The sequence below is a fragment of the Pseudoduganella flava genome, from assembly GCF_007830495.1.
Classification (GTDB): domain Bacteria; phylum Pseudomonadota; class Gammaproteobacteria; order Burkholderiales; family Burkholderiaceae_D; genus Rugamonas; species Rugamonas flava.
Window position 1 is genome coordinate 141,865 of record NZ_VLKW01000001.1, and the last position, 20,379, is coordinate 162,243.

Consider the following 20,379-nt stretch of genomic DNA (forward strand, 5'->3'; position numbering starts at 1 on the left):
AATGAGAGCATGGCGCCCTCCTGCACGGCGGGTGCGCGGCATTGCCGCACTCGCGTGCATCGTTGCCGTGGCAGCCGCCACGGCGGCGGAAGCATTGCGCTGGACACATCTGTCGCAGCGCGGCGACCGGCCGGCTGCCGTCCATGCGCCGGTGAAGAAGAGCGTCGCGCTGACCGAGCTGTCGCGCGCGATGATCCCGATGCCGACCGGCGTACCGTCCGCGCACGCGAGCGCGCTGGCGAGCTTGCCTGGTGGCAAACTTCTGTCGTTCTGGTGGGCCGGCAGCCGCGAAAGCGGGCCGGATGTCAAGGTGTACGCATCGCGCTGGTCGAATGGCCGCTGGAGCGACAACTGGGTCGTCGCCAGCCGCGAATCGCTCAGCGCCGCGCTGGGGTATGGCGTGCGGCGCGTCGGCAATCCCGTCGCCTGGACGGCGGCCGACGGCACCGTCCACCTGTACGTCGTTGCGACGGGGCTGGGCGGCTGGGCCGCCTCCCGCATCGTGCAGATGGAGTCGCGCGACCAGGGTGCCACGTTTGCCGTGCGGCGCGTGCTGCCGATGTCTCCCGTGTTCAATACGAGCGTGCTGGTGCGCACGTCGCCTGTCGCGCTGGCCGACGGCGGGTGGTGGCTGCCCGTGTACTTCGAGATCGGCAACAAGTACCCGATGCTGATGTCGTTCGACGGCCATGGCGCGCCGCGCCGCGTGACGCGCATCGGCACCGGCACCGACGCGCTGCAGCCGACCATCGTGCCCGTTTCGCCGACCGAGGTGCGGGCGTGGATGCGCGATTCCGGCGAGGAGCAGCGCGTGCAGCAGGCCACGAGCCGCGATGGCGGCGAAAGCTGGGAAGACCTGGCGCCGATGGCCGTCTCGAACCAGAGCACGTCGCTGGCGGCGCTGCGGCTGCACACGGGCACCATCCTGATGCTGTACAACCACGTGGCCGAAGGGGGCTCGTCGCGCAGCGTGCTGTCGCTGGCCGTCTCGGCGGACGGCAGCAAGTGGGAACCGGTGGCCGACATCGTCAGCGGCAAGCCGGGCGACGAATTTTCCTATCCCACCATGTACCAGGTGGGCGACGAGCTGCACATCACCTACACGCACCAGCGCCGCGGCATCGCCCATCACCAGTTCCGGATCAAAGAGGAGGATGCGACATGAACCTGCCCGATCTCGCACTGCAGATCGCTTACGGCCGCGTGGCCTGGGCGCTCGTCGCGGCCGCGCTGCTGCTGGCACTGTTGCCGCAGCCGTCGCGCCGCACCATCGCCGGCATCGGCCTTGCCAGCTTGGTGCTGATGGCGCTACCAGGGCCGGCGTCGCCGGCCTATTGGCTGGTGTTGGCATTCCAGTTCCCGAGCGGCGTGGCGCTGGGTTGCGCGCTGCTGGCGCTTGCCGACCGTTGGCGCGGGCGGGCCGTGGCGCCACTGTTGCCGCCGGCCTTTGCGCTGGCCATCGTGGCGGCCGGCACGCTGCTGTATCTCGACGCGTTCGGCGTCGTGGCGCTGGGCCTGTATTACGCCGGCTTCGGCGGCACCGGCGCGCCGCTGCTGTCCTGCGCGGCCATCGTGGCGTGCGGCGCGGCCGTCATTTACGGCTGGGGCCGGCACGGCGCGGCAGCCCTGGTGGCGGGGCTGCTGCTGTATGCGCTGCCCCGCCTGCCGACGGGGAACCTGTGGGACGCGCTGCTCGATCCGCTGCTGTGGACGTGGGCGCTGATCTCGGCCGGCGCCGCCGCCGTGCGGTACGTGGCCGCGTGGCGTGCCCGTGCCGTGCCGGCGGCGGTGCAGGCGGAACCGGCAAGCGTGCCGGTGGCCGCCATCGAACAACTTCAAACAGCTAGGGAGTAATGCGTGGTAAAGAGCAAGTGGTACATACACCCGGTGATCGCGGTCGGGATCGCCATCAACGTCTGGATCATGGGCGTGGCCGTGGCGTGGTCGGGGCCGGATCCGGCCAAGCTGTGGCGCCTGCTGGGCGAGGACGGCATCGTCGAATGGATGCAGTTCCTGTGCTTCGTCGTCACATCCGGCCTGCTCGCGTTCGCCGCGGTGGACCGCTGGCACCGCAACCCGCGCGTCACGCTGGACTTCCTGGCGCTGGTGGGCCTGGCACTGCTCGTCTTCGCGGCGGCGGGCGAGGAAGTGAGCTGGTTCCAGCGCGTGCTGCACATCGATTCGCCCGAGTTCTTCCTGCAGAATAACAAGCAGGCCGAGACGAACCTGCACAACCTGGCGATCGGCAAGACCGGCAGCATCCACAAGACGATCCTGCTGAAGCTGATCGCGATCGCGGGCCTGACGCACAACATCATCCTGCCGCTGCTGGCGAAAACCCGCCCGGGCATCCGCGCATGGGTCGAGAAGATGGGGCTGTACCTGCCGCCGCTGTCCGCATCGGTCATCTACATCGCGCTGGTGGCGGTATCGCACGCGGTGATCGACCACCCGCGCAAGGGCGAGCTGGGCGAGATGTTCGGCGCCGTGCACTACCTGTCCACCGTATTCGCCGCCTACTTCGGCGGCATCGGCTACGGCAAGCCGCCCGTGTTCGACAACGACAGCGACCGCTGCCGCGCCTCGTGGATGATGGCCATGGGCCTCGTGTTCCTGCTGCTGAACGCATGGCTGCTGGCAGCCGGTGTGGGCGCCACGGGCGAGTAACGGCAGCGCCCGTGGTGGGGCGGGGGCGCGGAGCACTGCTCCCCTTCACATGTCCCTCTGGGGGCAGACCCCAGAGGGACACGAGCCCAGCCGTTCATTAAGGCTGAGCCCGTGTCCTCTTTTTGACCTTCTGGGGTCTGACCCCAGAGGGACACGGGCTCGGCAGTAGTGTCAGCGCTTGCGCTCGTGCTGCCACAGCACGTCGCTGCCGCCGGCGTAGCGGTTCAGCACGCGGGCCAGCACGAACAGCAGGTCGGACAGCCGGTTCACGTATTGCCGCGGGTGGTCGTGGATCGTTTCCTCGTTGCCCAGGGTGACGATGCTGCGCTCGGCGCGGCGGCATACCGTGCGGCACACGTGCGCCAGCGACGCGGCGCGCGAGCCGGCCGGCAAGATGAATTCCGTCAGCGCGGGCAGCGTCGCGTTGTACTTCTCCAGCAGCGCATCGAGCCGCTCGACGTGCTCTTCCTTGATCAGCTGGTAGCCCGGGATGCACAGTTCGCCGCCCAGGTCGAACAGGTCGTGCTGGATCGTCACCAGCTCCGCGCGCAGCTCGTCCGGCAGCGGCTCGCACAGCAGCAGGCCGATGTTCGAATTGAGTTCGTCGACGTCGCCCATCGCGTGCACGCGCACGCTGTCCTTGCGCGTGCGGCTGCCGTCGCCCAGGCCTGTCGTGCCGTTGTCGCCGGTGCGCGTCGCGATCTTCGATAGCCGGTTCCCCATGCTCGTCTCCTGATTTTGAAATGGTGCGAGCATACGCCAAATTACCAAAGGTTGGGCGGGGTTTTGCCGCGCGCGCGCCGTTTGGCCCTACAATCGGGCCATGTCCACGCTCACCGCCAATCCGGACTTCGAACAGCGCCGCCGCGACGTCGCCGCCGCCCTGTGCGCGGTCCTGCCGCCGCACTGCGTGCTGTCCCGCCTGGAGGACACCCGGCCCTACGAATGCGATGGCCTGTCCGCCTACCGCCAGCCGCCGATGGTCGTCGCGCTGCCCGAGGACGAGTCGCAGGTCGCCGCCGTGTTGGAAGTCTGCCGTACCCTGAACGTGCCGGTGGTGCCGCGCGGCGCGGGCACCGGCTTGTCCGGCGGCGCGATGCCGATCGCGCAGGGCGTCGTGCTGTCCACCGCGAAGCTGAACCGGATCGTGCGCGTCGACCCGTATGCACGCACGGCCGTCGTGCAGCCGGGCGTGCGCAACCTGGCGATCTCGGAGGCGGCCGCGCCGCACGGCCTGTATTACGCGCCGGACCCGTCGTCGCAGATCGCCTGCACGATCGGCGGCAACGTGGCCGAGAACTCAGGCGGCGTGCATTGCCTGAAGTACGGCCTCACCGTCCACAACGTGCTGCGCGCTCGCGTCGTGACGATAGAGGGTGACGTGATCGAACTGGGTGGCGAGGCACTCGATGCCCCCGGTCTGGACCTGCTCGCCGTGTTCATCGGCTCGGAAGGGATGCTCGGCATCGTTACCGAAGTGACAGTGAAGTTGGTGCCGAAACCGGCCGTCGCGCGCGTCATCATGGCGTCGTTCGCGGACGTCGTCACGGGTGCGAACGCGGTGGCGCGCGTCATCGCGGCGGGCATCATCCCGGCGGGTCTGGAGATGATGGACCAGACGTCGTCGCGCATGGTCGAGCCGTTCGTCCACGCCGGCTACGACCTCGATGCCGCGGCAATCCTGCTGTGCGAAGCCGACGGCACGCTCGATGAAGTGGAAGACGAGATCGCGCGCATGGCCGCCGTATTGCGCGACGCCGGCGCCAGTGCCATCGCCGTCTCGACCAGCGAAGAGGAACGGCTGCGCTTCTGGTCCGGCCGCAAGAACGCGTTCCCGGCCGCCGGCCGCATCTCGCCGGACTACTACTGCATGGACGGCACGATCCCCCGCAAGAACCTGGCCCAGGTGTTGGCGGGGATCGCGCAGATGGAGGTCAAGTACGGCCTGCGCTGCGCCAACGTGTTCCACGCCGGCGACGGCAACCTGCACCCGCTGATCCTGTTCGACGCGAACCAGCCGGACGAGCTGGCGCGCGCCGAGGCGTTCGGGGCCGACATCCTGGCGCTGTGCGTCGCCGTCGGCGGCACGATCACGGGTGAACACGGTGTCGGCATCGAGAAGATCGACTCGATGTGCGTGCAGTTCAAGCCCGCGGAACTGGCGGCGTTCTTCGCCGTCAAGCGCGCCTTCGATCCGCTGGCGCTGCTGAACCCGGACAAGGCGATCCCAACGCTGCACCGCTGCGCGGAGTTCGGCCGCATGCGCGTGACGAACGGCGTGCTGCCCCACGCAAACCTGCCGCGCTTCTGACCGATGGCGAACGATGAGCGAACGATGAGCGACACCCTGCACCTGTTCCGCGACCGCATCCAGTCCGCCACCGCCACCGGCCAGCCGCTCGTCATCGTCGGCGGCGGCACCAAGCAGTGGTATGGCCACCCTGGCGACGGCGCCGTGCTCGACACGCGTGGCCACCGCGGCATCGTCGACTACGAGCCAACCGAATTGGTGATTACCGCGCGCTGCGGCACGCCGCTCGCCGAGATCGAAAGCGTGCTGGCCGCCGAGCGCCAGATGCTGGCGTTCGAGCCGCCGCGCTTCGGTCCCGCATCGACGTTGGGCGGCGTGGTCGCGGCCGGCCTGTCCGGGCCGCGCCGCGCGTTTGCCGGCGCCGTGCGCGACTTCGTGCTGGGTGCGCAGCTGATGGACGGCAAGGGCGAGCTGCTGAACTTCGGCGGCCAGGTGATGAAGAACGTGGCCGGCTACGACGTCTCGCGCCTGCTCGCTGGCTCGCTCGGCACCCTCGGCCTGATCACGCAGCTGTCGCTGAAGGTGCTGCCGCAGCCGCTGTGCGAGGCCACCGTGCGCTTCGCGCTGGACGAGGCGACGGCGCTGCGCCGCCTGAACGAGTGGGGCGGCCAGCCGCTGCCGCTGTCGGCCAGTTGCTGGCATGACGGCGTGCTGACGGTGCGGCTGTCCGGTGCCGACGCCGCCGTCGCGGCCGCGCTGCGCAAGCTGGGCGGCGAGGCGATCGCCGACGGCCCCCTGTTCTGGGACGCGCTGCGCGACCAGACCCACGCATTCTTCGCCGCGCCTACGTTGTGGCGGCTGTCCGTGCCGTCCACCGCGCCGGCACTCGCCACCGGTGGCCGGCAACTGATCGAGTGGGGCGGCGCCCAGCGCTGGCTGCGCGATGCCGACATCGCCGCGGCCGACCTGCGCAACCTCGTCGCGGCGGTGGGTGGCCATGCGACGCTGTACCGCGCCGCGGACCGCTCGGCCGGTGTGTTCCATCCGCTGGCGCCGGCCGTCGCGCGCATTCACGAACGCTTGCGCGCGGCCTTCGACCCTGCCGGCATCTTCAATCCCGGACGAATGCTCTGACATGCAAACGAACCTCGCCGATTTCATCCGCGGCACACCGGAGGGCATCGAAGCGGAAAGCATCCTGCGCGCCTGCGTGCACTGCGGCTTCTGCACGGCCACGTGCCCCACGTACCAGCTGCTGGGCGACGAACTGGATGGCCCGCGCGGCCGCATCTACCTGATCAAGCAGGTGCTGGAAGGCGCCCCCGTCACGCGCAGCACGCAGCTGCACCTGGACCGCTGCCTCACGTGCCGCAACTGTGAAACCACGTGCCCGTCCGGCGTGCGCTACGGCCGGCTGGCCGACATCGGCCGCCACGCCGTGGAAGAACGCGTGCCGCGCAAGGCGCCCGACCGGATCCGCCGCTGGGTGCTGAAGGAAGGGTTGTCGCGCGGCGGCCTGTTTGCCGCGGCACTGCGCGCGGGGCGGCTCGTCAAGCCAGTGCTGCCGGCAGCGCTGCGTGCCAAGATTCCGCCCGCGGCGGCACCACAACAGTGGCCGGCACGCACGCATGCGCGCAAGATGCTGGTGCTGGAAGGCTGCGCGCAGCCGGCGCTGTCGCCGAACGTCAACGCGGCCGCGGCACGCGTGCTCGATGCCGTCGGTGTGCAATTGATGGCGGCGCGGGGAGCGGGCTGCTGCGGCGCGCTGCGCTTCCACATGAACGACCAGGATGGCGGCCGTGAACACATGCGCCGCAACATCGACGCGTGGTGGCCATATGTGGATCAGGTCGAGGCGATCGTGATGACGGCTTCGGGCTGCGGCGCCACCGTCAAGGAGTACGGCCACCTGCTGGCGCAGGACCCGGCGTACGCGGAGAAGGCGGCGCGCATCAGCGCATTGACGCGCGACTTGTCCGAAGTGCTGCCGCAGTTCGAGCCCGAGCTGGTGCGGCTGGCCCGGCCCCGCGCGGAGACGGTCGCGTGGCATCCGCCGTGCACGCTGCAGCATGGCCAGCAAATCCGCGGCAAGGTCGAGGGCTTGCTGCGCGCGCTCGGCATCGACGTGCGGCTATGTGCGGATTCCCACCTGTGCTGCGGCTCCGCCGGCGCCTATTCGCTGCTGCACCCGGAACTCGCACTGCCGCTGCGGGACCGCAAGCTGGCGAACCTCGCGGCGACGGGAGCGGCACGGATCGTCTCGGCCAACGTGGGCTGCATCGGCCACCTGCAATCAGGTACGCAAACACCGGTGGAGCACTGGATCGAACTGGTGGACCGGATGATCGGTCCAGTTGGGGACAGTCCCTGATGTCGTAAAACGACCAGCTCAACCGACCGGGGACAGTCCCTGGTGTTGGAAAGAGACCAGCTCAGCCGACCGGGGACAGTCCCTGGTGTTGGAAAAAGACCAGCTCAGCCGTAATAGCGCTCACGCCGGCGTGAACAGCAGGCGGCTCGCGTCGCTGTCGCCGTTCAAATCCGTCAATGGGCCCAGCAGGCTGGCCGTGCCCCACTCGGGCGCGGGCACGAATGCGTCGGCCCATCCCAGCACGGTATCGGCCGGCATCGGCCGGGCGATGCCATAGCCTTGCGCCAGGTCGCAGCCCATCCGGATCAGCAGCGCGCCGTGCTCCACGGTTTCCACGCCTTCCGCGATCACGCTGCGGTTGAACGCGCGCGCCAGGCCGATGACGGCGGAGACGAGGTGCAGGTCGTCGCGGTCCACCAGCATGTTGCGGACAAAGCTCTGGTCGATCTTCAGCACGTCCGCCGGCAGCCGCTTCAGGTAGGACATCGATGAATAGCCGGTGCCGAAATCGTCCAGCGCGAAGCGGATGCCGAGCGCCTGGCATTCCTGCATGATCGTGCGCACGTGCGTCACGTCGTGTAGTGCCGACGATTCGAGGATCTCCAGCTCCAGCAATTGCGGCGGCACGGACGGGTACTCGGCCAGCAGCGCGCGCAGCCGCTGCACGAAGTCGGGTCGCTGGAAGTGGCGCGCGGCGATGTTGACGCCGACGACCCACGTGCGCCCGGCCGCGCACCATTGCTGCATTTGCTCGAGCGCCGCGCGCAGCACCCATTCGCCGATGTCGGCGATCAGGTCCGTGTGCTCGACGGCCGGCAGGAATTCCTGCGGCCCGACGAGGCCGCGCTCCGGGTGGCGCCAGCGCAGCAGCGCCTCCATGCCGACGATGCGGCCCTGGCGCAGGTTCGCTTTCGGCTGGTAGAACAGGCATAGCTGGCCGGCCAGCAGCGCGTCGCGCAGTTCGGTGCGCTGGTTGTGGTGCGTGCGCACCTGTTCGTCCAGGTCCGCGTCGAAGAAGTGCACCTTCCTGCGACCCTGCACCTTCGCCTGGTACAGCGCCTGGTCGGCATGCCGCAGCAGGTTGTCGGCGCTGACGTCGTTGCCCGTGTAGATCGCCACGCCGGCGCTGGCCGTCATCGGAATCGCGCGGCCCGCCACCTGGTACACGCGCGACAGCGACAGCATCAGGCGCTCCAGCGTCTTTTCGATGCTGGCGCGGTCCGTGTGGTCGCGCAGCAGCAGCACGAATTCGTCGCCGCCCAGGCGTGCCACGTAGTCGCGCGCGCCGGCGAATTCGTGCAGCCGGCTGGCCGCTTGTTTCAGCACCTCGTCGCCCAGCGGCTGGCCGCCGCTGTCGTTGACGAGCCGGAAGTGATCGAGGTCGAACAGGCACACCGCAAGCAGGCAATGCTCGTCGCGCGCGCGGGCGATCTCGTGCTCGAAGCGGGCTGCGAGCGCCGTGCGGTTCGGCAAACCCGTCAGCACGTCGTGCTCGCTGCGCCACGAGATCTGCTGGATCAGCTGGCGCTTCTCGCTGACGTCGCGGAACACCAGCACCACGCCTTCCGGCATGCCGCCCGCACGGATCGGTGCCGCCGTGTATTCGATGTTGTAGCGCTCTCCGCGCCGGTTCACGAGGCTCTGGTCCTTGGCCTTGACGTTCGGGCCGCCCCGTTCGATCGCCGCCAGCGATTTGAGCAGCGTGTGCTGGCCGAAGTTGTTCGCCAGCGTGAACACGCTGTGCAGCTCCAGGCCTATCGCTTCGCTGGCGGGATAGCCGGTCAGCTGTTCGGCCGTCGGGTTCATCGAGCGGATGCGGCCGCCCGGACCCGTCGCGATGACGGCGTCGCCGATCGATGCCAGGGTCACTTCGATGCGCTCCTTCTCGTCGCGCAGCTTGCCCATCAGGTCCTGGATGCGCGCGGCCATGTCGTTGAACGTAACGGCCAGTTCCTGCGCCTCGGGAAAGCCCCGTACCGGCAGGCGCACGCCGTAGGCGCCGTCGCGGAACGCGCGCGTGGCCGTGCCGAAGCGGCGCAGCAGCCGGCGCGTCGCGTAGATCAGCATGCCGAGCAGCGAGTAGATCAGGAAGATGTTCAGCAGCGAGAGCAGGGCTTGCCGGCGCAGGGCTTGCCAGGCGCCGTTTAGCGCGGGAGTGGGGCGGAAGGTGACGCTGAGCTGACCCTCACCGACGGGCAGCTCGTAGTACAGCGGCGCGATGTCGGCGATGTGGGGGAACCAGGCGGGATAGTCGCGTTGCTCGTCCACGTGCCACGCCTCGCGCACGACGCTGCCTTCCTGCCACAGCACGGCCACGATGGCCGGGTTGCGCGTGGCGCTCTGGCGCAGCAGGATGCCGATGCGGCGCAGGTCGCCCGCTTCGGCCGGCTCGCGCACGGCATCGGCCAGCGCGTGCGCCGCCTGTTGCGACTCCAGCGCGAACTGCAACCGTGCCTGGGTCGATTCGGAATCGATCAGCAGCGTATAGCGTGCGCAGACAATCGTGACGATCAGGGCGGTGATCGGCACGAACAGGCGGGCGTACGCGCCCATCCTCATCCAGCGGGACAGGAGTTTTGCAGGCAAGCGGTGCATGTGCGGTGTGTGGGAAAATCCGCCTGCCATTATTACCTAAAATGAAATTCTTGTGGGCAACAAGGTGAAATCGGTTTCATCTATGGTACAAGCGCCGATGAGCCGGGTTTTGTGCGGTGCAGCGCAACCATTCCGAATCTTATTCGGCGAGCAGCGCTTCGATGTCTTGGACAAGCTCTTCCGGCTTGGTCGTCGGCGCATAGCGGTGGGCCACGGTGCCGTCGCGGCGGATCAGGAATTTGGTGAAGTTCCATTTGATCGCCTCCGTCCCCAGCAGGCCCGGCGCCGTCTTCTTCAGGTACTGGTACAGCGGATGGGCATTGTCGCCATTGACGTCGATCTTCGCGAACAGCGGGAACGTGACGCCGAAGTTCTTTTCGCAGAAGGCGCCAATCTCGTCGTGCGTGCCGGGTTCCTGTGCGCCGAACTGGTTGCACGGGAAGCCCAGCACTTCGAAGCCCTGTTCGTGAAACCGTTTATACAGTTTCTCGAGGCCGGCGTATTGCGGCGTGAAGCCGCATGCGCTCGCGGTGTTCACGACCAGCAGTACCTTGTCCTGGTACTGCGCGAGATTGACGGGCTGGCCCGCCAGGCTGACGGCGGAAAAATCGTGCACGGTGCTCATGGCGTCTCCTTGTTCGGTGTCCTCAGATGAGGCCCAGGTGTTCGGTGCCGGCGGCCAGGTCGCGCGTCTTCGCGCCCTTGCCTTCCAGCTTGATCGCAAGCCGCAGGTCGTTGACGGAATCGGCGTTGCGCAGCGCATCCTCGTAGCTGATCTTGTCCGCCTCGTACAGGTCGAACAGCGACTGGTCGAACGTCTGCATGCCCAGCTCGCGCGATTTCTTCATCAGCTCCTTGATCTCGTGGACCTTACCCTGGAAAATCAGGTCGGAGATCAACGGGGAGTTCAGCATGATCTCGATCGCCACCGCGCGGCCGCGGCTTTCCTTCAGCGGCACGAGGCGCTGCGAGATCATGCCTTTCAGGTTCAGCGACAGGTCCATCAGCAGCTGCTGGCGGCGCTCTTCCGGGAAGAAGTTGATGATGCGGTCCAGCGCCTGGTTGGCGCTGTTGGCGTGCAGCGTCGCCAGGCACAGGTGACCCGTCTCGGCGAAGGCGATCGCATGGTCCATCGTCTGGCGGTCGCGGATCTCGCCGATCTGGATCACGTCCGGCGCCTGGCGCAGCGTGTTCTTCAGCGCCACTTCCCAGTCTTCCGTATCGACGCCCACCTCGCGCTGCGTGACGATGCAGTTCTTGTGCGGGTGGACGAATTCGACCGGGTCCTCGATCGTGATGATGTGGCCGTGGCTGTTCTCGTTGCGGTGGTTGACCATCGCGGCCAGCGTGGTCGACTTGCCCGAGCCGGTGGCGCCGACCATCACAACGAGGCCGCGCTTGGCCATCACGACGTCCTTCAGCACTTCGGGCAGGCCGAGATCGTCCAGGTGCGGGATCGTGCTGTTAATCGTGCGCAGCACCATGCCGCAGGCGCTCATCTGCACGAACGCGGAGACGCGGAAGCGCCCCAGGTCGCCCGGGCTGATCGCGAAGTTCGCTTCCTTGGTCTGCTCGAACGTGGCGGCCTGCTTGTCGTTCATGATCGCGCGCGCCAGGTCGGCCGTGTGCGCGGCCGTCAGGGGCTGGGCCGACACGGGCGTCAGCTTGCCGTCGATCTTGATCGCGGGCGGGAAGCCGGCCGTGATGAACAGGTCCGACCCCTTCTTGTTCACCATCAGGCGCAAGAGGTCGAACATGAATTTGGATGCCTGGTCGCGTTCCATCGCCGCTCCTTTTTGTCTGAATCAGCCGGGGAAGTTCTCGGGGATCTTGGCGGCGGCGCGCGCGGTCGCGGCCGAGATCACGTTGCGGCGCACAAGGTCCGTCAGGTTCTGGTCCAGCGTCTGCATGCCGGCGTTGCTGCCGGTCTGGATCGCCGAGTACATCTGCGCGATCTTCGCTTCGCGGATCAGGTTGCGCACGGCCGGCGTGCCCACCATGATTTCGTGCGCTGCGACGCGGCCGGAGCCGTCCTTGGTTTTCAACAGCGTCTGCGAGATCACGGCCTGCAGCGATTCGGACAGCATCGCCCGCACCATCTCCTTTTCCTCGGCGGGGAACACGTCGACGATACGGTCGATCGTCTTCGCCGCAGACGACGTGTGCAAGGTGCCGAACACGAGGTGGCCCGTTTCGGCGGCGGACAGCGCGAGGCGGATCGTCTCCAGGTCGCGCAGCTCGCCGACGAGGATCGCATCCGGGTCTTCGCGGAGCGCCGAGCGCAGCGCGTTGTTGAACGACAGCGTGTGCGGGCCCACTTCGCGCTGGTTGATCAGGCACTTCTTCGACTCGTGCACGAATTCGATCGGGTCTTCGATCGTCAGGATGTGGCCGTACTCGTTCTCGTTCAGGTGGTTCACCATCGCCGCCAGGGTCGTCGATTTACCGGAACCGGTGGGGCCCGTGACGAGCACGAGGCCGCGCGGCTTCAGCGCGAAGTCGGCGAAGATGCGCGGCGCGTTCAGCTCTTCCAGCGTGAGGATCTTCGACGGGATCGTGCGCAGCACGGCCGATGCGCCGCGCTCCTGGTTGTAGGCGTTGACGCGAAAGCGCGCCAGGCCCGGAATGGCGAAGCTGAAGTCCACCTCGAGCATCTCTTCATAGGCCTTGCGCTGCGCATCGTTCATGATGTCATAGATCATGCCGTGCACGTCCTTGTGCTCGAGCGGCGGCAGGTTGATGCGGCGGACATCCCCGTGGACACGGATCATCGGCGGCAGGCCGGCCGACAGGTGCAGGTCGGAAGCCTTGTTCTTCACGGAGAAAGCGAGCAGTTCGGAGATGTCCATTTATAATCCCTGTGCCATAAAATTAACGCCAGCGTAGAAGGCTGGCGCACTTTTTGATTATGTCTTCAATTCCAGAGCGTTTGCAAGCTGTCAGAGATGCCATTGTGGCGGCCACGAACGAGGCGCGGCGCCCACTTGATGCGGTCCAGTTGCTGGCCGTGTCGAAGACCTTCGGCCCCGACGCCGTGCTGGCCGCCGCCGCCGCGGGCCAGCGCGCGTTCGGCGAGAACTATGTGCAGGAAGGCGTCGACAAGATCGCGGCGGTAAGCGTCGCGCTGCCGGGCGAACGGCTCGTGTGGCATTTCATCGGCCCTGTACAAAGCAACAAGACGCGGCCCATCGCCGAGCACTTCGACTGGGTGCATACGGTCGAGCGCGAGAAGATCGCAGTGCGCCTGTCCGACCAGCGCCCGGCCGGGCTGGGCCCGCTCAACGTCTGCGTGCAGGTCAACATCAGCGGTGAAGCCAGCAAGAGCGGCGTCGCGCCCGCCGAGGTGGCGGAGCTGGCCGAGGCGGTGGCGCGGCTGCCGAACCTGCGGCTGCGCGGCCTGATGGCGATTCCCGAACCGTCCGACGACTTCACCGAGCAGCGCGCGGCGTTTGCCGCCATGCGCGTGCTGTACGAACAGCTGCGTGAACGCTTCGGTGCCGGCTTCGATACGCTGTCGATGGGGATGTCCGCCGACATGCGCGCGGCGATCCTCGAAGGCGCGACGATCGTGCGCGTCGGCAGCGCCATTTTCGGCGCACGCACATACAACAAGGAGCAAGCATGAAGATTGCATTCGTCGGTGGCGGCAATATGGCTGCCGCGCTGATCGCCGGCCTCGCCGGCAAGGTGACGCCGGGCGCCAGCATCCACGTCGTCGACCCGAATCCGGCCGCACTGGAAGCACTGCATGCCGCGCATGGCGTGACGACGGCCGGCGCGATCGATGCGAACGTCGTGGCCGCCGAAGTGATCGTGCTGGCCGTGAAGCCGCAGTCGATGCGCGAAGCGCTCGCGCCGCTGGCGCCGCTGCTGGCGGGTGCGGCGCATACGCCGCTGGTGCTGTCCATCGCGGCCGGCATCCGCATCGTCGACCTGTCGCGCTGGCTGGGTGGCCATGATGCGATCGTGCGCTGCATGCCGAACACGCCGGCGCTGATCGGCAAGGGCGTAACAGGCGTGGTGGCCGCGGCCAGCGTGACGCAGGCGCAGCGCACCGCGGCCGACCAGGTGCTGAAGGCCGTGGGCAGCACCGTGTGGCTCGACGACGAAGCGAAGATCGATGCGGTGACGGGCGTGTCGGGCAGCGGCCCGGCCTACGTGTTCTACTTCATCGAGGCCATGCAGCAGGCCGCCGTCGAGCTGGGCCTGTCGGCGGAGCAGGGGCTGGAGCTGGCGAAGGCCACGTTCACGGGCGCGGCCGAACTGGCGGCACGTTCCAGCGAACCGGTAAGCGTGCTGCGCGAACGGGTCACATCGAAAGGCGGCACCACGTACGCGGCGCTGACGAGCATGGAGCACAGCGGCGTGAAGAACGCGATCGTCGCCGCGGTCAAGGCGGCGGCGGAGCGGGGCAGGGAGCTGGGCGAGCAGATGGGCAAGGATGCGTGAACGCCACCAACGAGAACGGATACGCAGTGAATAAACTGGAGCGCAAATGGTGGTTCGCTGGGCTGGCTGGCGCGCTGACGACCCTGGTCTGCTTGTACCTGATGGAAGGCGCCGGCTTGCCCCGGATCGGACAGATGAACGGCTATCAGTTCGTGCTGTATTGCTTTGCGTTCGCCGGATTGTGGAGGGCGATTTCGTTCGGCATGTGGCTGGTGGCGCTGATGCTGCGCGTGCCGGCGGCGCAGCGCCAATAAGCAATGGCCCGCATGGGCGAATGCCGTTCAGTCAAGACCAACCCGGGGCCCGAACCCTGGGGTCAGACCCGGCGGGTCTGACCCCGGCATTTGCCGTTGGGATGAAAGCACGGGATTGCGGTGCGCTCGGTGGCACCGGCCCGCTTGGGCCGTTTCCGTTACCGCATTCGCGCGTCAGTCGCGCGAGATGATGACGCCGGCCAGCAGGCCGACGACAGCGCCGATGACGACGGACTTCCAAGGATTGTCGTGCACGTACGTGTCGGCCGATTGCGCGGCCAGCTTCGCCTTCGCTACCGCGCTGTCTTCCAGCTTCAGCAGGTCGCCCTTGGCCGTGCGCAGCGTGTCCTGGAATTTCGACTTCACTTCGCCCAGTTCCTCGGTGCCGGCGTTGGCGGCGCCGCGCAGCCATTGTTCCGCTTCGCCAATCGCGTTTTTCAGATCGCCCATCAGGCGCTCGCGTGCGCCCGTGTTGTCGCTGCCCGCTTCATAGGTCTTGCCGTTGCCGACGCTGTTGCCGCCGGTGGAATTGCTCGTCGTCTGATCCATGATCGCCTCGTTGTTGGATTGTCCGGAAACCTAGTGTAGGCGGCGGCGTGTGATGGCATTGCGCTCACGCAACTATTTCCGCGCGATCGTACGCGCTACCTTTCCAACAGGTCAGCGCAGCGCGTAATCGAGCGCGATGCCGGCAAACACGGCCGCTCCCAGGTAGTTATTGTGGCGGAACGCGGCAAAGCAAGGCGCACGTTCGCGCCCGCGGATCAGGAAGTAGTGATAAACGGCGCAGGCGGCGGCGATGGCGATGCCTGCCTTGAACCAGATGCCGAGGCCGAAGTGCGCGCCGGCGGCCAGCAGGATCGCCAGGTGTACGCCATAGCACAGCATCACGATCGCCACGTCGTAGCGGCCGAACGTGATGGCGGAGGTCTTGATGCCGATCTTCAGGTCGTCGTCGCGGTCGACCATCGCGTATTCGGTGTCGTAGGCCACGGCCCAGAACACGTTCCCGACCAGCAGCAGCCAGGCCCACACGGGCACGCTGTCCTGCACGGCGGCGAATGCCATCGGGATGCCGAAGCCGAATGCGATGCCCAGGTACGCCTGCGGGATCGCGAAGAAGCGCTTGAAGTAGGGGTAGGTGCCGGCGATGATCAGCGCCGCGACGGACAGCTGCTTGACGAGAGCGTTCAACGGCTGGATCAGCAGGAACGCCACCAGCGACAGGCCGGCGGCGATCGCCAGCGCTTCCTTGCCGCTGACGCGGCCGCTGGTGATGGGGCGGTCCGCCGTGCGTTTCACGTGGCGGTCGAAGTCCTGGTCGGCGTAGTCGTTGACGGCGCAGCCGGCCGAGCGCATCAGGAAGGTGCCGAGGCAGAAGATGACGAGCAGGTGCCACGCCGGCACGCCGCCGGAGGCGAGCCACAGCGCGGTCAGCGTCGGCCACAGCAGCAGCACGGTGCCGATCGGCTTGTCGAGCCGCACGAGGCGGAAGTACAGTTCCAGTTTGCTGGCGGCGGGGGCGGGCGCGTGCACGGTGGTCCTCAGGCGGTAGTGTCGTTGCAGAGCGGCGTGACGCCGGGCAGGTGGATCTGCGCGATCGCGTCGCACAGCGCATCGATCGCCGCCTTGCGGGTAAAGCTCTTGCGCCAGACGATGACGACGCGGCGCGACGGCTGCGGGTCTTCGAAATAGCGGAACTGCAGCATGCCGTCCTTGGCGTCCATGTCCGGCACCGAGGCGCGCGGCAGCACGGTCAGGCCGATGCCCGAGGCCACCATGTGGCGGATCGTCTCCAGCGACGAACCTTCGAACGTGCGCTGCATGCCGTTGCCGGGCGTCGAGAAGCGCGCCATCTCCGGGCACACTTCCAGCACCTGGTCGCGGAAGCAGTGGCCGGCACCGAGCAGCAGCATCGTCTCGCTTTTCAGGTCCTCGGCGGGGATGCGCTCGCGCCCGGCCCACGGGTGCTGGCGCGGCATCGCCACGACGAAAGGCTCGTCGTACAGCGTCTGCATCGCCATGCCGTGATCGGGCAGCGGCAGCGCCATGATGGCCGCATCCAGCTCGCCCTGGCGCAGCAGCTCGAGCAGCTTGACGGTGAAGTTCTCCTGCAGGATCAGCGGCATCTGCGGGGTCTTCTCGATCATCGTCTTCACGAGGGGCGGCAGCAGGTACGGGCCGATCGTGTAGATGACGCCCAGGCGCAACGGGCCGGACAGCGGGTCCTTGTTCTGTTTCGCGAGCTCCTTGATGGCCGCCGTCTGCTCGAGCACGCGCTCGGCCTGCGCGACGATCTGCGCGCCCAGCGGCGTGACGGAGATCTCGGCACCGCCTCGCTCGAACAGCGTGACGCCCAGCTCGTCCTCGAGCTTCTTGATCGCCACCGACAACGTGGGCTGGGCGACGAAGCAGGCTTCCGCCGCGTGACCAAAGTGCTTGGCACGCGCGACGGCGACGATGTATTTCAGTTCTGTCAGTGTCATAAAGTCAATGAGGCACAGAGCGTGGACCGCGCTATTGTAACGGAATGCACTCGTTATAATGGCTGCCCCACGACCCTGTCCCGAGTATTGCCATGCCCCGTTTCGAAGAAAAGATCTGCCAGCGCGACGCACTGCCTGCACGCGTGGCCGCGCTGCCCAAGCCGGTCGTGCTGACCAATGGCGTGTTCGACATCCTGCACCGCGGCCATGTAACCTACCTCGCGCAGGCGCGCGAGCTGGGCGCGTCGCTGGTGGTGGCCGTCAATACGGACGCCTCCGTGAAGCGCCTGGGCAAGGGCGACGACCGTCCGCTGAACACGCTGGCCGACCGGATGGCCGTGCTGGCCGCGCTGGAATCGGTGGCGCTGGTGGTGCCGTTCGACGAGGACACGGCGCTCGAGGTGGTGCAGGAAGCGCGCCCGGAGATCTACGCGAAGGGCGGCGACTACGACATGACGGCGATTCCCGAAGGGCAGGCGGTGCTGGGCTATGGCGGCAAGGCGGTGGCGATCGACTTCGAGCACGACCGCTCGACGACGAAGTTGCTGGCGAAGGTGCGCGAGTTCAGTTCTGCAAAATCGTGATCTTGCCGTCCGGCTCGAGGAACGCGCACTTCATCTTGTGCAGCGGGCAGTCGGCCTCGCGCAGCGCCTGCTCGACGTCCCCCTCGGCCACGCGGCACTTCTTGACGACGTCGTCGTAGAACTTGCCGTCGCGGCCCAGCAGCACGGGCCTGCCGTCGACGAAGTCCGCGATCTTGCGGCTGCGTGACGTCGCCACCGCGAACGCGACGTTCAGCGCGATCAGCGTGGCCGCGCTCACCAAGCCACCGGGCAGCGAGTTATCGCCGCCATTGAGCGCATTCGACACGGATTCCGACAGCAGCATCACGACGAGCAGGTCAAACGGCGTGAACTGACCGATCGTCCGCTTGCCGGTTATGCGGACCATGATGAGCAGGAAGCAGTAGACGACCGCCGCACGCGCAATGAACTCCCACCACGGCACATCCATATCGAACATGGCACCTCCATCGAAGCTGCGATGGATTGCTTATACGACTTTTCGTGTTGTTATGCCAACACTGGTGGGGGGGCTAACTGATGAGCTTGTGTCCCTCTGGGGTCAGACCCGAGAGGGACACGAGCTCAGCGGCGCAGTTTGAAACGAGCGATTGCCCGGCCGACAGTCTTGATGGAAACGCCAAAATATTCGGCGATCTCCTGCCTCGTGTACGACGCGGACAAATATGCCATCGCCATCGCCTCATTCGGATCGCTATACCGCTGTTGATATTGCTGTAGAGATAGCGCCTCCCGAGGTGCGAAGGACCTTTCGCTGTCTGGCTGGAGCGGGTTCTCCGCCAACGGCACAGCGTCGACGAACGCGCGATATTTCGCTTGGGCGCACTTCAAACTCCCAGTGCTGAACTGGCTGAGAAGCCATTCCGTTTGCAGCCATGGTGGTGCTGACAGGTCGCCGCTGAGGTGTCGATGGCTGCCCCAGCGCCATCCATCGGCATCGCTCACGAGCTCGGCACGTACCGGGTTTTGCGCGATGTAGCGTGATACCGCCAGGAGTTGGGCGTCCCGATTCACGACGTCCGAGAAGAAGCGTCCCTGCACGACATGGCCGACATGCTTGTGCCGCCAATTGAACTTCTGCCCGTACGTGCCGTTCAGGTAGCGCATGCCGTCAGACAGGTTTGCTTCGACGGTCTCCAGCAGCAGGTGGAAGTGGTTCGGCATCTGGCAGAACGCATGCACGAGAAAACTGAAGCGATCGACGGTCTTGCCAAGCAGCTCTTGCCACATCAAGTAGTCGTATTCGTCGACATAGATGTTCGCACGGCGATTGCCGCGGGACGTGATGTGATACAGCGCGCCAGGATATTGAGTACGAAGGGATCGGGCCATCCGACCAAGTTAGCATGCATGAGTTTGCCTGAGATGAGCTGCATCACGCGCCGTATCTTGCATACAGCTGACCTCGTGTCCCTCTGGGGTCTGACCCCAGAGGGACACGAACCCAGCCGTAACTCACGCCCCGCCGTCATACCCATTCTGCCGCCACGCCTCGTAGACCACCACGGCCACCGTGTTCGACAGGTTGATGCTGCGATTCCCCGGCCGCATCGGTACGCGGATTCGCTGCGTGGCTGGGAACGATTCGCGGAACTCGGGGCGCAGGCCGCTCGTTTCCGAGCCGAACACGAACACGTCGCCGGGGCGGAATGCCAGCTGGGCGAACGGGGTCGAGCCGTGCGTCGTCATCGCGAATATACGCTTGGTGTCGGGCTGGACGGCGGCCAGGAACGCGTCCCAGTCCTTGTGGACCTGCATGTTCGCGTACTCGTGATAGTCGAGGCCGGCGCGCCGCATCTTGGCGTCGTCCAGCGGGAAGCCCAGCGGTTCGATCAGGTGCAGCTGCGCGCCCGTGTTGGCGCACAGCCGGATGACATTGCCGGTATTCGGCGGGATTTCCGGGTGGACCAGTACTACATGAAACAACACATTCTCCTCATGTTCTTAACTACGCAGCGGCGTGCGGGCGAACACGAAGTTCGTCACCCGCGCCGCGCCGTGCCGCTTGAAGACTGCCGCCAGCGCGCCCAGCGTCTGGCCGCTGCTCATCACGTCGTCGACGATGCCGATGTGCCGGCCTTCGACCAGCGCGCGCTCCGGCACCGCGAATGCATGGGCCACGTTGGCCCGCCGCCGCGCGCCGTGCAGCTTGCTTTGCGCGGACGTCTCCTGCACCCGCTCGGCCAGCCGTGGCACCACCGCGATGCCCAGCAGGCGGCCCAGCGGCCGCGCGATCTCCAGTGCCTGGTTGAAGCCCCGCTCGGCCAGCCGCCCGTCGCCCAGCGGCACCGGGCACAGTACGGCCGGTGCCGTGAAGCCCGGCATGGCGCGCACCGCGTCCGCGATCAGGTCCGCGAACAGCCGGGCATGGGCGAGCTGGCCGGCGAATTTCAATTCCAGCACGAGGCGGTCGAGCGGCAGCGTGTATGGCGCGGCGGCGATCGTCGCATCGAACGCGGGCCGGCGTGCGACACAACGCCCGCAGGCGATGCCTTGGGCGGCAGCTGGCAGCGGCTCCGCGCAGACGGGGCAGCGGGCCTCGCGCACGCCGAAGAACTGGCCGCGGCAAGGCGGGCACAACGCGTCGCGACCATGGGTGCCGCACAGCACGCACGCCGATGGGAGCAAGCCCTGCAGCAAAGCAGGTAACCACCTCGCCAGCGCGTGCGAAGCAACAGGCGCCATCGCGTTTTGCTCCAAGCATGTAAACTGCGCACATTAT

General features: G+C 67.0%; 22 protein-coding genes. 10 read left to right on the forward strand and 12 right to left on the reverse strand.

Going from position 1 to position 20,379, the window contains the following annotated elements; all coding sequences use genetic code 11:
* The first annotated feature begins 1 nt into the window (after position 1).
* The 3 genes from IP92_RS00660 to IP92_RS00670 are packed head-to-tail and all read left to right on the forward strand — an operon-like array spanning position 2 to position 2,667.
* Complete coding sequence (locus IP92_RS00660) at positions 2 to 1,165, forward strand: sialidase family protein (protein ID WP_145872605.1); 1,164 nt, start codon at positions 2 to 4, stop codon at positions 1,163 to 1,165.
* Positions 1,162 to 1,854, forward strand: coding sequence for a hypothetical protein (locus tag IP92_RS00665; protein WP_145872606.1), 693 nt, complete (start codon positions 1,162 to 1,164; stop codon positions 1,852 to 1,854). The genes IP92_RS00660 and IP92_RS00665 overlap by 4 nt, the downstream gene beginning before the upstream one ends.
* A 3-nt stretch (positions 1,855 to 1,857) precedes the next feature.
* A complete protein-coding gene (locus IP92_RS00670) occupies positions 1,858 to 2,667 on the forward strand; it encodes a hypothetical protein (protein ID WP_145872607.1) in 810 nt (269 codons plus the stop codon).
* A gap of 171 nt (positions 2,668 to 2,838) precedes the next feature.
* On the opposite strand, the gene IP92_RS00675 is transcribed toward IP92_RS00670, so the two are convergent.
* Positions 2,839 to 3,390 (reverse strand): cob(I)yrinic acid a,c-diamide adenosyltransferase, encoded by a 552-nt coding sequence (locus tag IP92_RS00675; protein ID WP_145872608.1) that lies wholly within the window; start codon positions 3,388 to 3,390, stop codon positions 2,839 to 2,841.
* Positions 3,391 to 3,490: 100 nt separating this feature from the next.
* On the opposite strand from IP92_RS00675, the gene IP92_RS00680 reads away from it, so the two are divergent.
* The 3 genes from IP92_RS00680 to glcF are packed head-to-tail and all read left to right on the forward strand — an operon-like array spanning position 3,491 to position 7,289.
* Positions 3,491 to 4,978 (forward strand): FAD-linked oxidase C-terminal domain-containing protein, encoded by a 1,488-nt coding sequence (locus IP92_RS00680; protein ID WP_145872609.1) that lies wholly within the window; start codon positions 3,491 to 3,493, stop codon positions 4,976 to 4,978.
* A gap of 24 nt (positions 4,979 to 5,002) precedes the next feature.
* Entirely contained in the window at positions 5,003 to 6,052 is a 1,050-nt protein-coding gene (gene glcE, locus IP92_RS00685; RefSeq protein WP_145872610.1) for a glycolate oxidase subunit GlcE, read from the forward strand.
* A gap of 1 nt (position 6,053) precedes the next feature.
* Entirely contained in the window at positions 6,054 to 7,289 is a 1,236-nt protein-coding gene (gene glcF / locus IP92_RS00690; protein ID WP_145872611.1) for a glycolate oxidase subunit GlcF, read from the forward strand.
* Between the two features lie 120 nt (positions 7,290 to 7,409).
* Here glcF and IP92_RS00695 read toward each other — a convergent pair whose 3' ends face one another.
* From IP92_RS00695 to IP92_RS00710, 4 genes are all read right to left on the reverse strand, one after another.
* On the reverse strand, positions 7,410 to 9,842 hold the full coding sequence (locus IP92_RS00695; protein WP_145872612.1) for an EAL domain-containing protein: 2,433 nt from the start codon (positions 9,840 to 9,842) through the stop codon (positions 7,410 to 7,412).
* A gap of 181 nt (positions 9,843 to 10,023) precedes the next feature.
* A complete protein-coding gene (locus IP92_RS00700; RefSeq protein WP_145872613.1) occupies positions 10,024 to 10,509 on the reverse strand; it encodes a glutathione peroxidase in 486 nt (161 codons plus the stop codon).
* 22 nt (positions 10,510 to 10,531) lie between these two features.
* Positions 10,532 to 11,668 (reverse strand): PilT/PilU family type 4a pilus ATPase, encoded by a 1,137-nt coding sequence (locus IP92_RS00705; RefSeq protein WP_145872614.1) that lies wholly within the window; start codon positions 11,666 to 11,668, stop codon positions 10,532 to 10,534.
* Positions 11,669 to 11,689: 21 nt separating this feature from the next.
* Entirely contained in the window at positions 11,690 to 12,733 is a 1,044-nt protein-coding gene (locus IP92_RS00710; protein ID WP_145872615.1) for a type IV pilus twitching motility protein PilT, read from the reverse strand.
* A 59-nt stretch (positions 12,734 to 12,792) separates the two neighbouring features.
* Here IP92_RS00710 and IP92_RS00715 point away from each other — a divergent pair, with 59 nt between their 5' ends.
* From IP92_RS00715 to IP92_RS00725, 3 genes are read left to right on the forward strand one after another with little or no spacing between them, the layout of a single operon-like run.
* The gene (locus tag IP92_RS00715; protein WP_145872616.1) at positions 12,793 to 13,509 is read left to right on the forward strand and encodes a YggS family pyridoxal phosphate-dependent enzyme; all 717 of its coding nucleotides are present in this window, start codon (positions 12,793 to 12,795) and stop codon (positions 13,507 to 13,509) included.
* Positions 13,506 to 14,333 carry a pyrroline-5-carboxylate reductase gene (gene proC / locus IP92_RS00720; RefSeq protein ID WP_145872617.1) on the forward strand — a complete coding sequence of 276 codons (828 nt, stop codon included), beginning with the start codon at positions 13,506 to 13,508 and terminating at the stop codon, positions 14,331 to 14,333. Before IP92_RS00715 ends, proC begins: the two co-directional genes overlap by 4 nt.
* A complete protein-coding gene (locus tag IP92_RS00725; RefSeq protein ID WP_145872618.1) occupies positions 14,330 to 14,587 on the forward strand; it encodes a hypothetical protein in 258 nt (85 codons plus the stop codon). Before proC ends, IP92_RS00725 begins: the two co-directional genes overlap by 4 nt.
* A gap of 174 nt (positions 14,588 to 14,761) precedes the next feature.
* On the opposite strand, the gene IP92_RS00730 is transcribed toward IP92_RS00725, so the two are convergent.
* The 3 genes from IP92_RS00730 to IP92_RS00740 form a co-directional block, all read right to left on the reverse strand.
* Positions 14,762 to 15,136, reverse strand: coding sequence for an ElaB/YgaM/YqjD family protein (locus IP92_RS00730; protein ID WP_145872619.1), 375 nt, complete (start codon positions 15,134 to 15,136; stop codon positions 14,762 to 14,764).
* Between the two features lie 111 nt (positions 15,137 to 15,247).
* Positions 15,248 to 16,123, reverse strand: a complete 876-nt coding sequence (gene ubiA, locus IP92_RS00735; RefSeq protein ID WP_145872620.1) for a 4-hydroxybenzoate octaprenyltransferase — start codon at positions 16,121 to 16,123, stop codon at positions 15,248 to 15,250.
* Between the two features lie 8 nt (positions 16,124 to 16,131).
* Positions 16,132 to 17,073 (reverse strand): hydrogen peroxide-inducible genes activator, encoded by a 942-nt coding sequence (locus IP92_RS00740; protein WP_145872621.1) that lies wholly within the window; start codon positions 17,071 to 17,073, stop codon positions 16,132 to 16,134.
* Between the two features lie 92 nt (positions 17,074 to 17,165).
* Between IP92_RS00740 and rfaE2 the strand changes: the two genes are divergently transcribed.
* On the forward strand, positions 17,166 to 17,657 hold the full coding sequence (gene rfaE2, locus IP92_RS00745) for a D-glycero-beta-D-manno-heptose 1-phosphate adenylyltransferase (RefSeq protein ID WP_145872622.1): 492 nt from the start codon (positions 17,166 to 17,168) through the stop codon (positions 17,655 to 17,657).
* Here the strand turns inward: rfaE2 and IP92_RS00750 are convergent.
* The 4 genes from IP92_RS00750 to IP92_RS00765 all read right to left on the reverse strand — a co-directional run bounded on the left by IP92_RS00750 (position 17,638) and on the right by IP92_RS00765 (position 20,342).
* Positions 17,638 to 18,096, reverse strand: a complete 459-nt coding sequence (locus tag IP92_RS00750; RefSeq protein ID WP_145872623.1) for a DUF421 domain-containing protein — start codon at positions 18,094 to 18,096, stop codon at positions 17,638 to 17,640. The genes rfaE2 and IP92_RS00750 overlap by 20 nt on opposite strands.
* 125 nt (positions 18,097 to 18,221) lie before the next feature.
* Positions 18,222 to 18,989 (reverse strand): transposase, encoded by a 768-nt coding sequence (locus IP92_RS00755; protein WP_145873253.1) that lies wholly within the window; start codon positions 18,987 to 18,989, stop codon positions 18,222 to 18,224.
* A gap of 123 nt (positions 18,990 to 19,112) precedes the next feature.
* Positions 19,113 to 19,583, reverse strand: coding sequence for a tRNA (uridine(34)/cytosine(34)/5-carboxymethylaminomethyluridine(34)-2'-O)-methyltransferase TrmL (trmL, locus tag IP92_RS00760; RefSeq protein ID WP_145872624.1), 471 nt, complete (start codon positions 19,581 to 19,583; stop codon positions 19,113 to 19,115).
* An 18-nt stretch (positions 19,584 to 19,601) separates the two neighbouring features.
* Positions 19,602 to 20,342: a ComF family protein gene (locus IP92_RS00765; protein WP_145872625.1), complete on the reverse strand. Its 741-nt coding sequence runs from the start codon at positions 20,340 to 20,342 to the stop codon at positions 19,602 to 19,604.
* Positions 20,343 to 20,379 lie beyond the last annotated feature (37 nt).

Excerpts from the sequence above, each read along its gene's own strand:
- IP92_RS00660 (WP_145872605.1), top strand. The coding sequence starts at position 2 with ATGAGAGCATGGCGCCCTCCTGCACGGCGGGTGCGCGGCATTGCCGCA.
- IP92_RS00665 (WP_145872606.1), top strand. The coding sequence starts at position 1,162 with ATGAACCTGCCCGATCTCGCACTGCAGATCGCTTACGGCCGCGTGGCC.
- IP92_RS00675 (WP_145872608.1), bottom strand. The coding sequence starts at position 3,390 with ATGGGGAACCGGCTATCGAAGATCGCGACGCGCACCGGCGACAACGGC.
- IP92_RS00680 (WP_145872609.1), top strand. The coding sequence starts at position 3,491 with ATGTCCACGCTCACCGCCAATCCGGACTTCGAACAGCGCCGCCGCGAC.
- glcE (WP_145872610.1), top strand. The coding sequence starts at position 5,003 with ATGAGCGACACCCTGCACCTGTTCCGCGACCGCATCCAGTCCGCCACC.
- glcF (WP_145872611.1), top strand. The coding sequence starts at position 6,054 with ATGCAAACGAACCTCGCCGATTTCATCCGCGGCACACCGGAGGGCATC.
- IP92_RS00695 (WP_145872612.1), bottom strand. The coding sequence starts at position 9,842 with ATGGGCGCGTACGCCCGCCTGTTCGTGCCGATCACCGCCCTGATCGTC.
- IP92_RS00700 (WP_145872613.1), bottom strand. The coding sequence starts at position 10,509 with ATGAGCACCGTGCACGATTTTTCCGCCGTCAGCCTGGCGGGCCAGCCC.
- IP92_RS00705 (WP_145872614.1), bottom strand. The coding sequence starts at position 11,668 with ATGGAACGCGACCAGGCATCCAAATTCATGTTCGACCTCTTGCGCCTG.
- IP92_RS00710 (WP_145872615.1), bottom strand. The coding sequence starts at position 12,733 with ATGGACATCTCCGAACTGCTCGCTTTCTCCGTGAAGAACAAGGCTTCC.
- IP92_RS00715 (WP_145872616.1), top strand. The coding sequence starts at position 12,793 with ATGTCTTCAATTCCAGAGCGTTTGCAAGCTGTCAGAGATGCCATTGTG.
- proC (WP_145872617.1), top strand. The coding sequence starts at position 13,506 with ATGAAGATTGCATTCGTCGGTGGCGGCAATATGGCTGCCGCGCTGATC.
- IP92_RS00730 (WP_145872619.1), bottom strand. The coding sequence starts at position 15,136 with ATGGATCAGACGACGAGCAATTCCACCGGCGGCAACAGCGTCGGCAAC.
- IP92_RS00740 (WP_145872621.1), bottom strand. The coding sequence starts at position 17,073 with ATGACACTGACAGAACTGAAATACATCGTCGCCGTCGCGCGTGCCAAG.
- rfaE2 (WP_145872622.1), top strand. The coding sequence starts at position 17,166 with ATGCCCCGTTTCGAAGAAAAGATCTGCCAGCGCGACGCACTGCCTGCA.
- IP92_RS00750 (WP_145872623.1), bottom strand. The coding sequence starts at position 18,096 with ATGTTCGATATGGATGTGCCGTGGTGGGAGTTCATTGCGCGTGCGGCG.
- IP92_RS00755 (WP_145873253.1), bottom strand. The coding sequence starts at position 18,989 with ATGGCCCGATCCCTTCGTACTCAATATCCTGGCGCGCTGTATCACATC.
- IP92_RS00765 (WP_145872625.1), bottom strand. The coding sequence starts at position 20,342 with ATGGCGCCTGTTGCTTCGCACGCGCTGGCGAGGTGGTTACCTGCTTTG.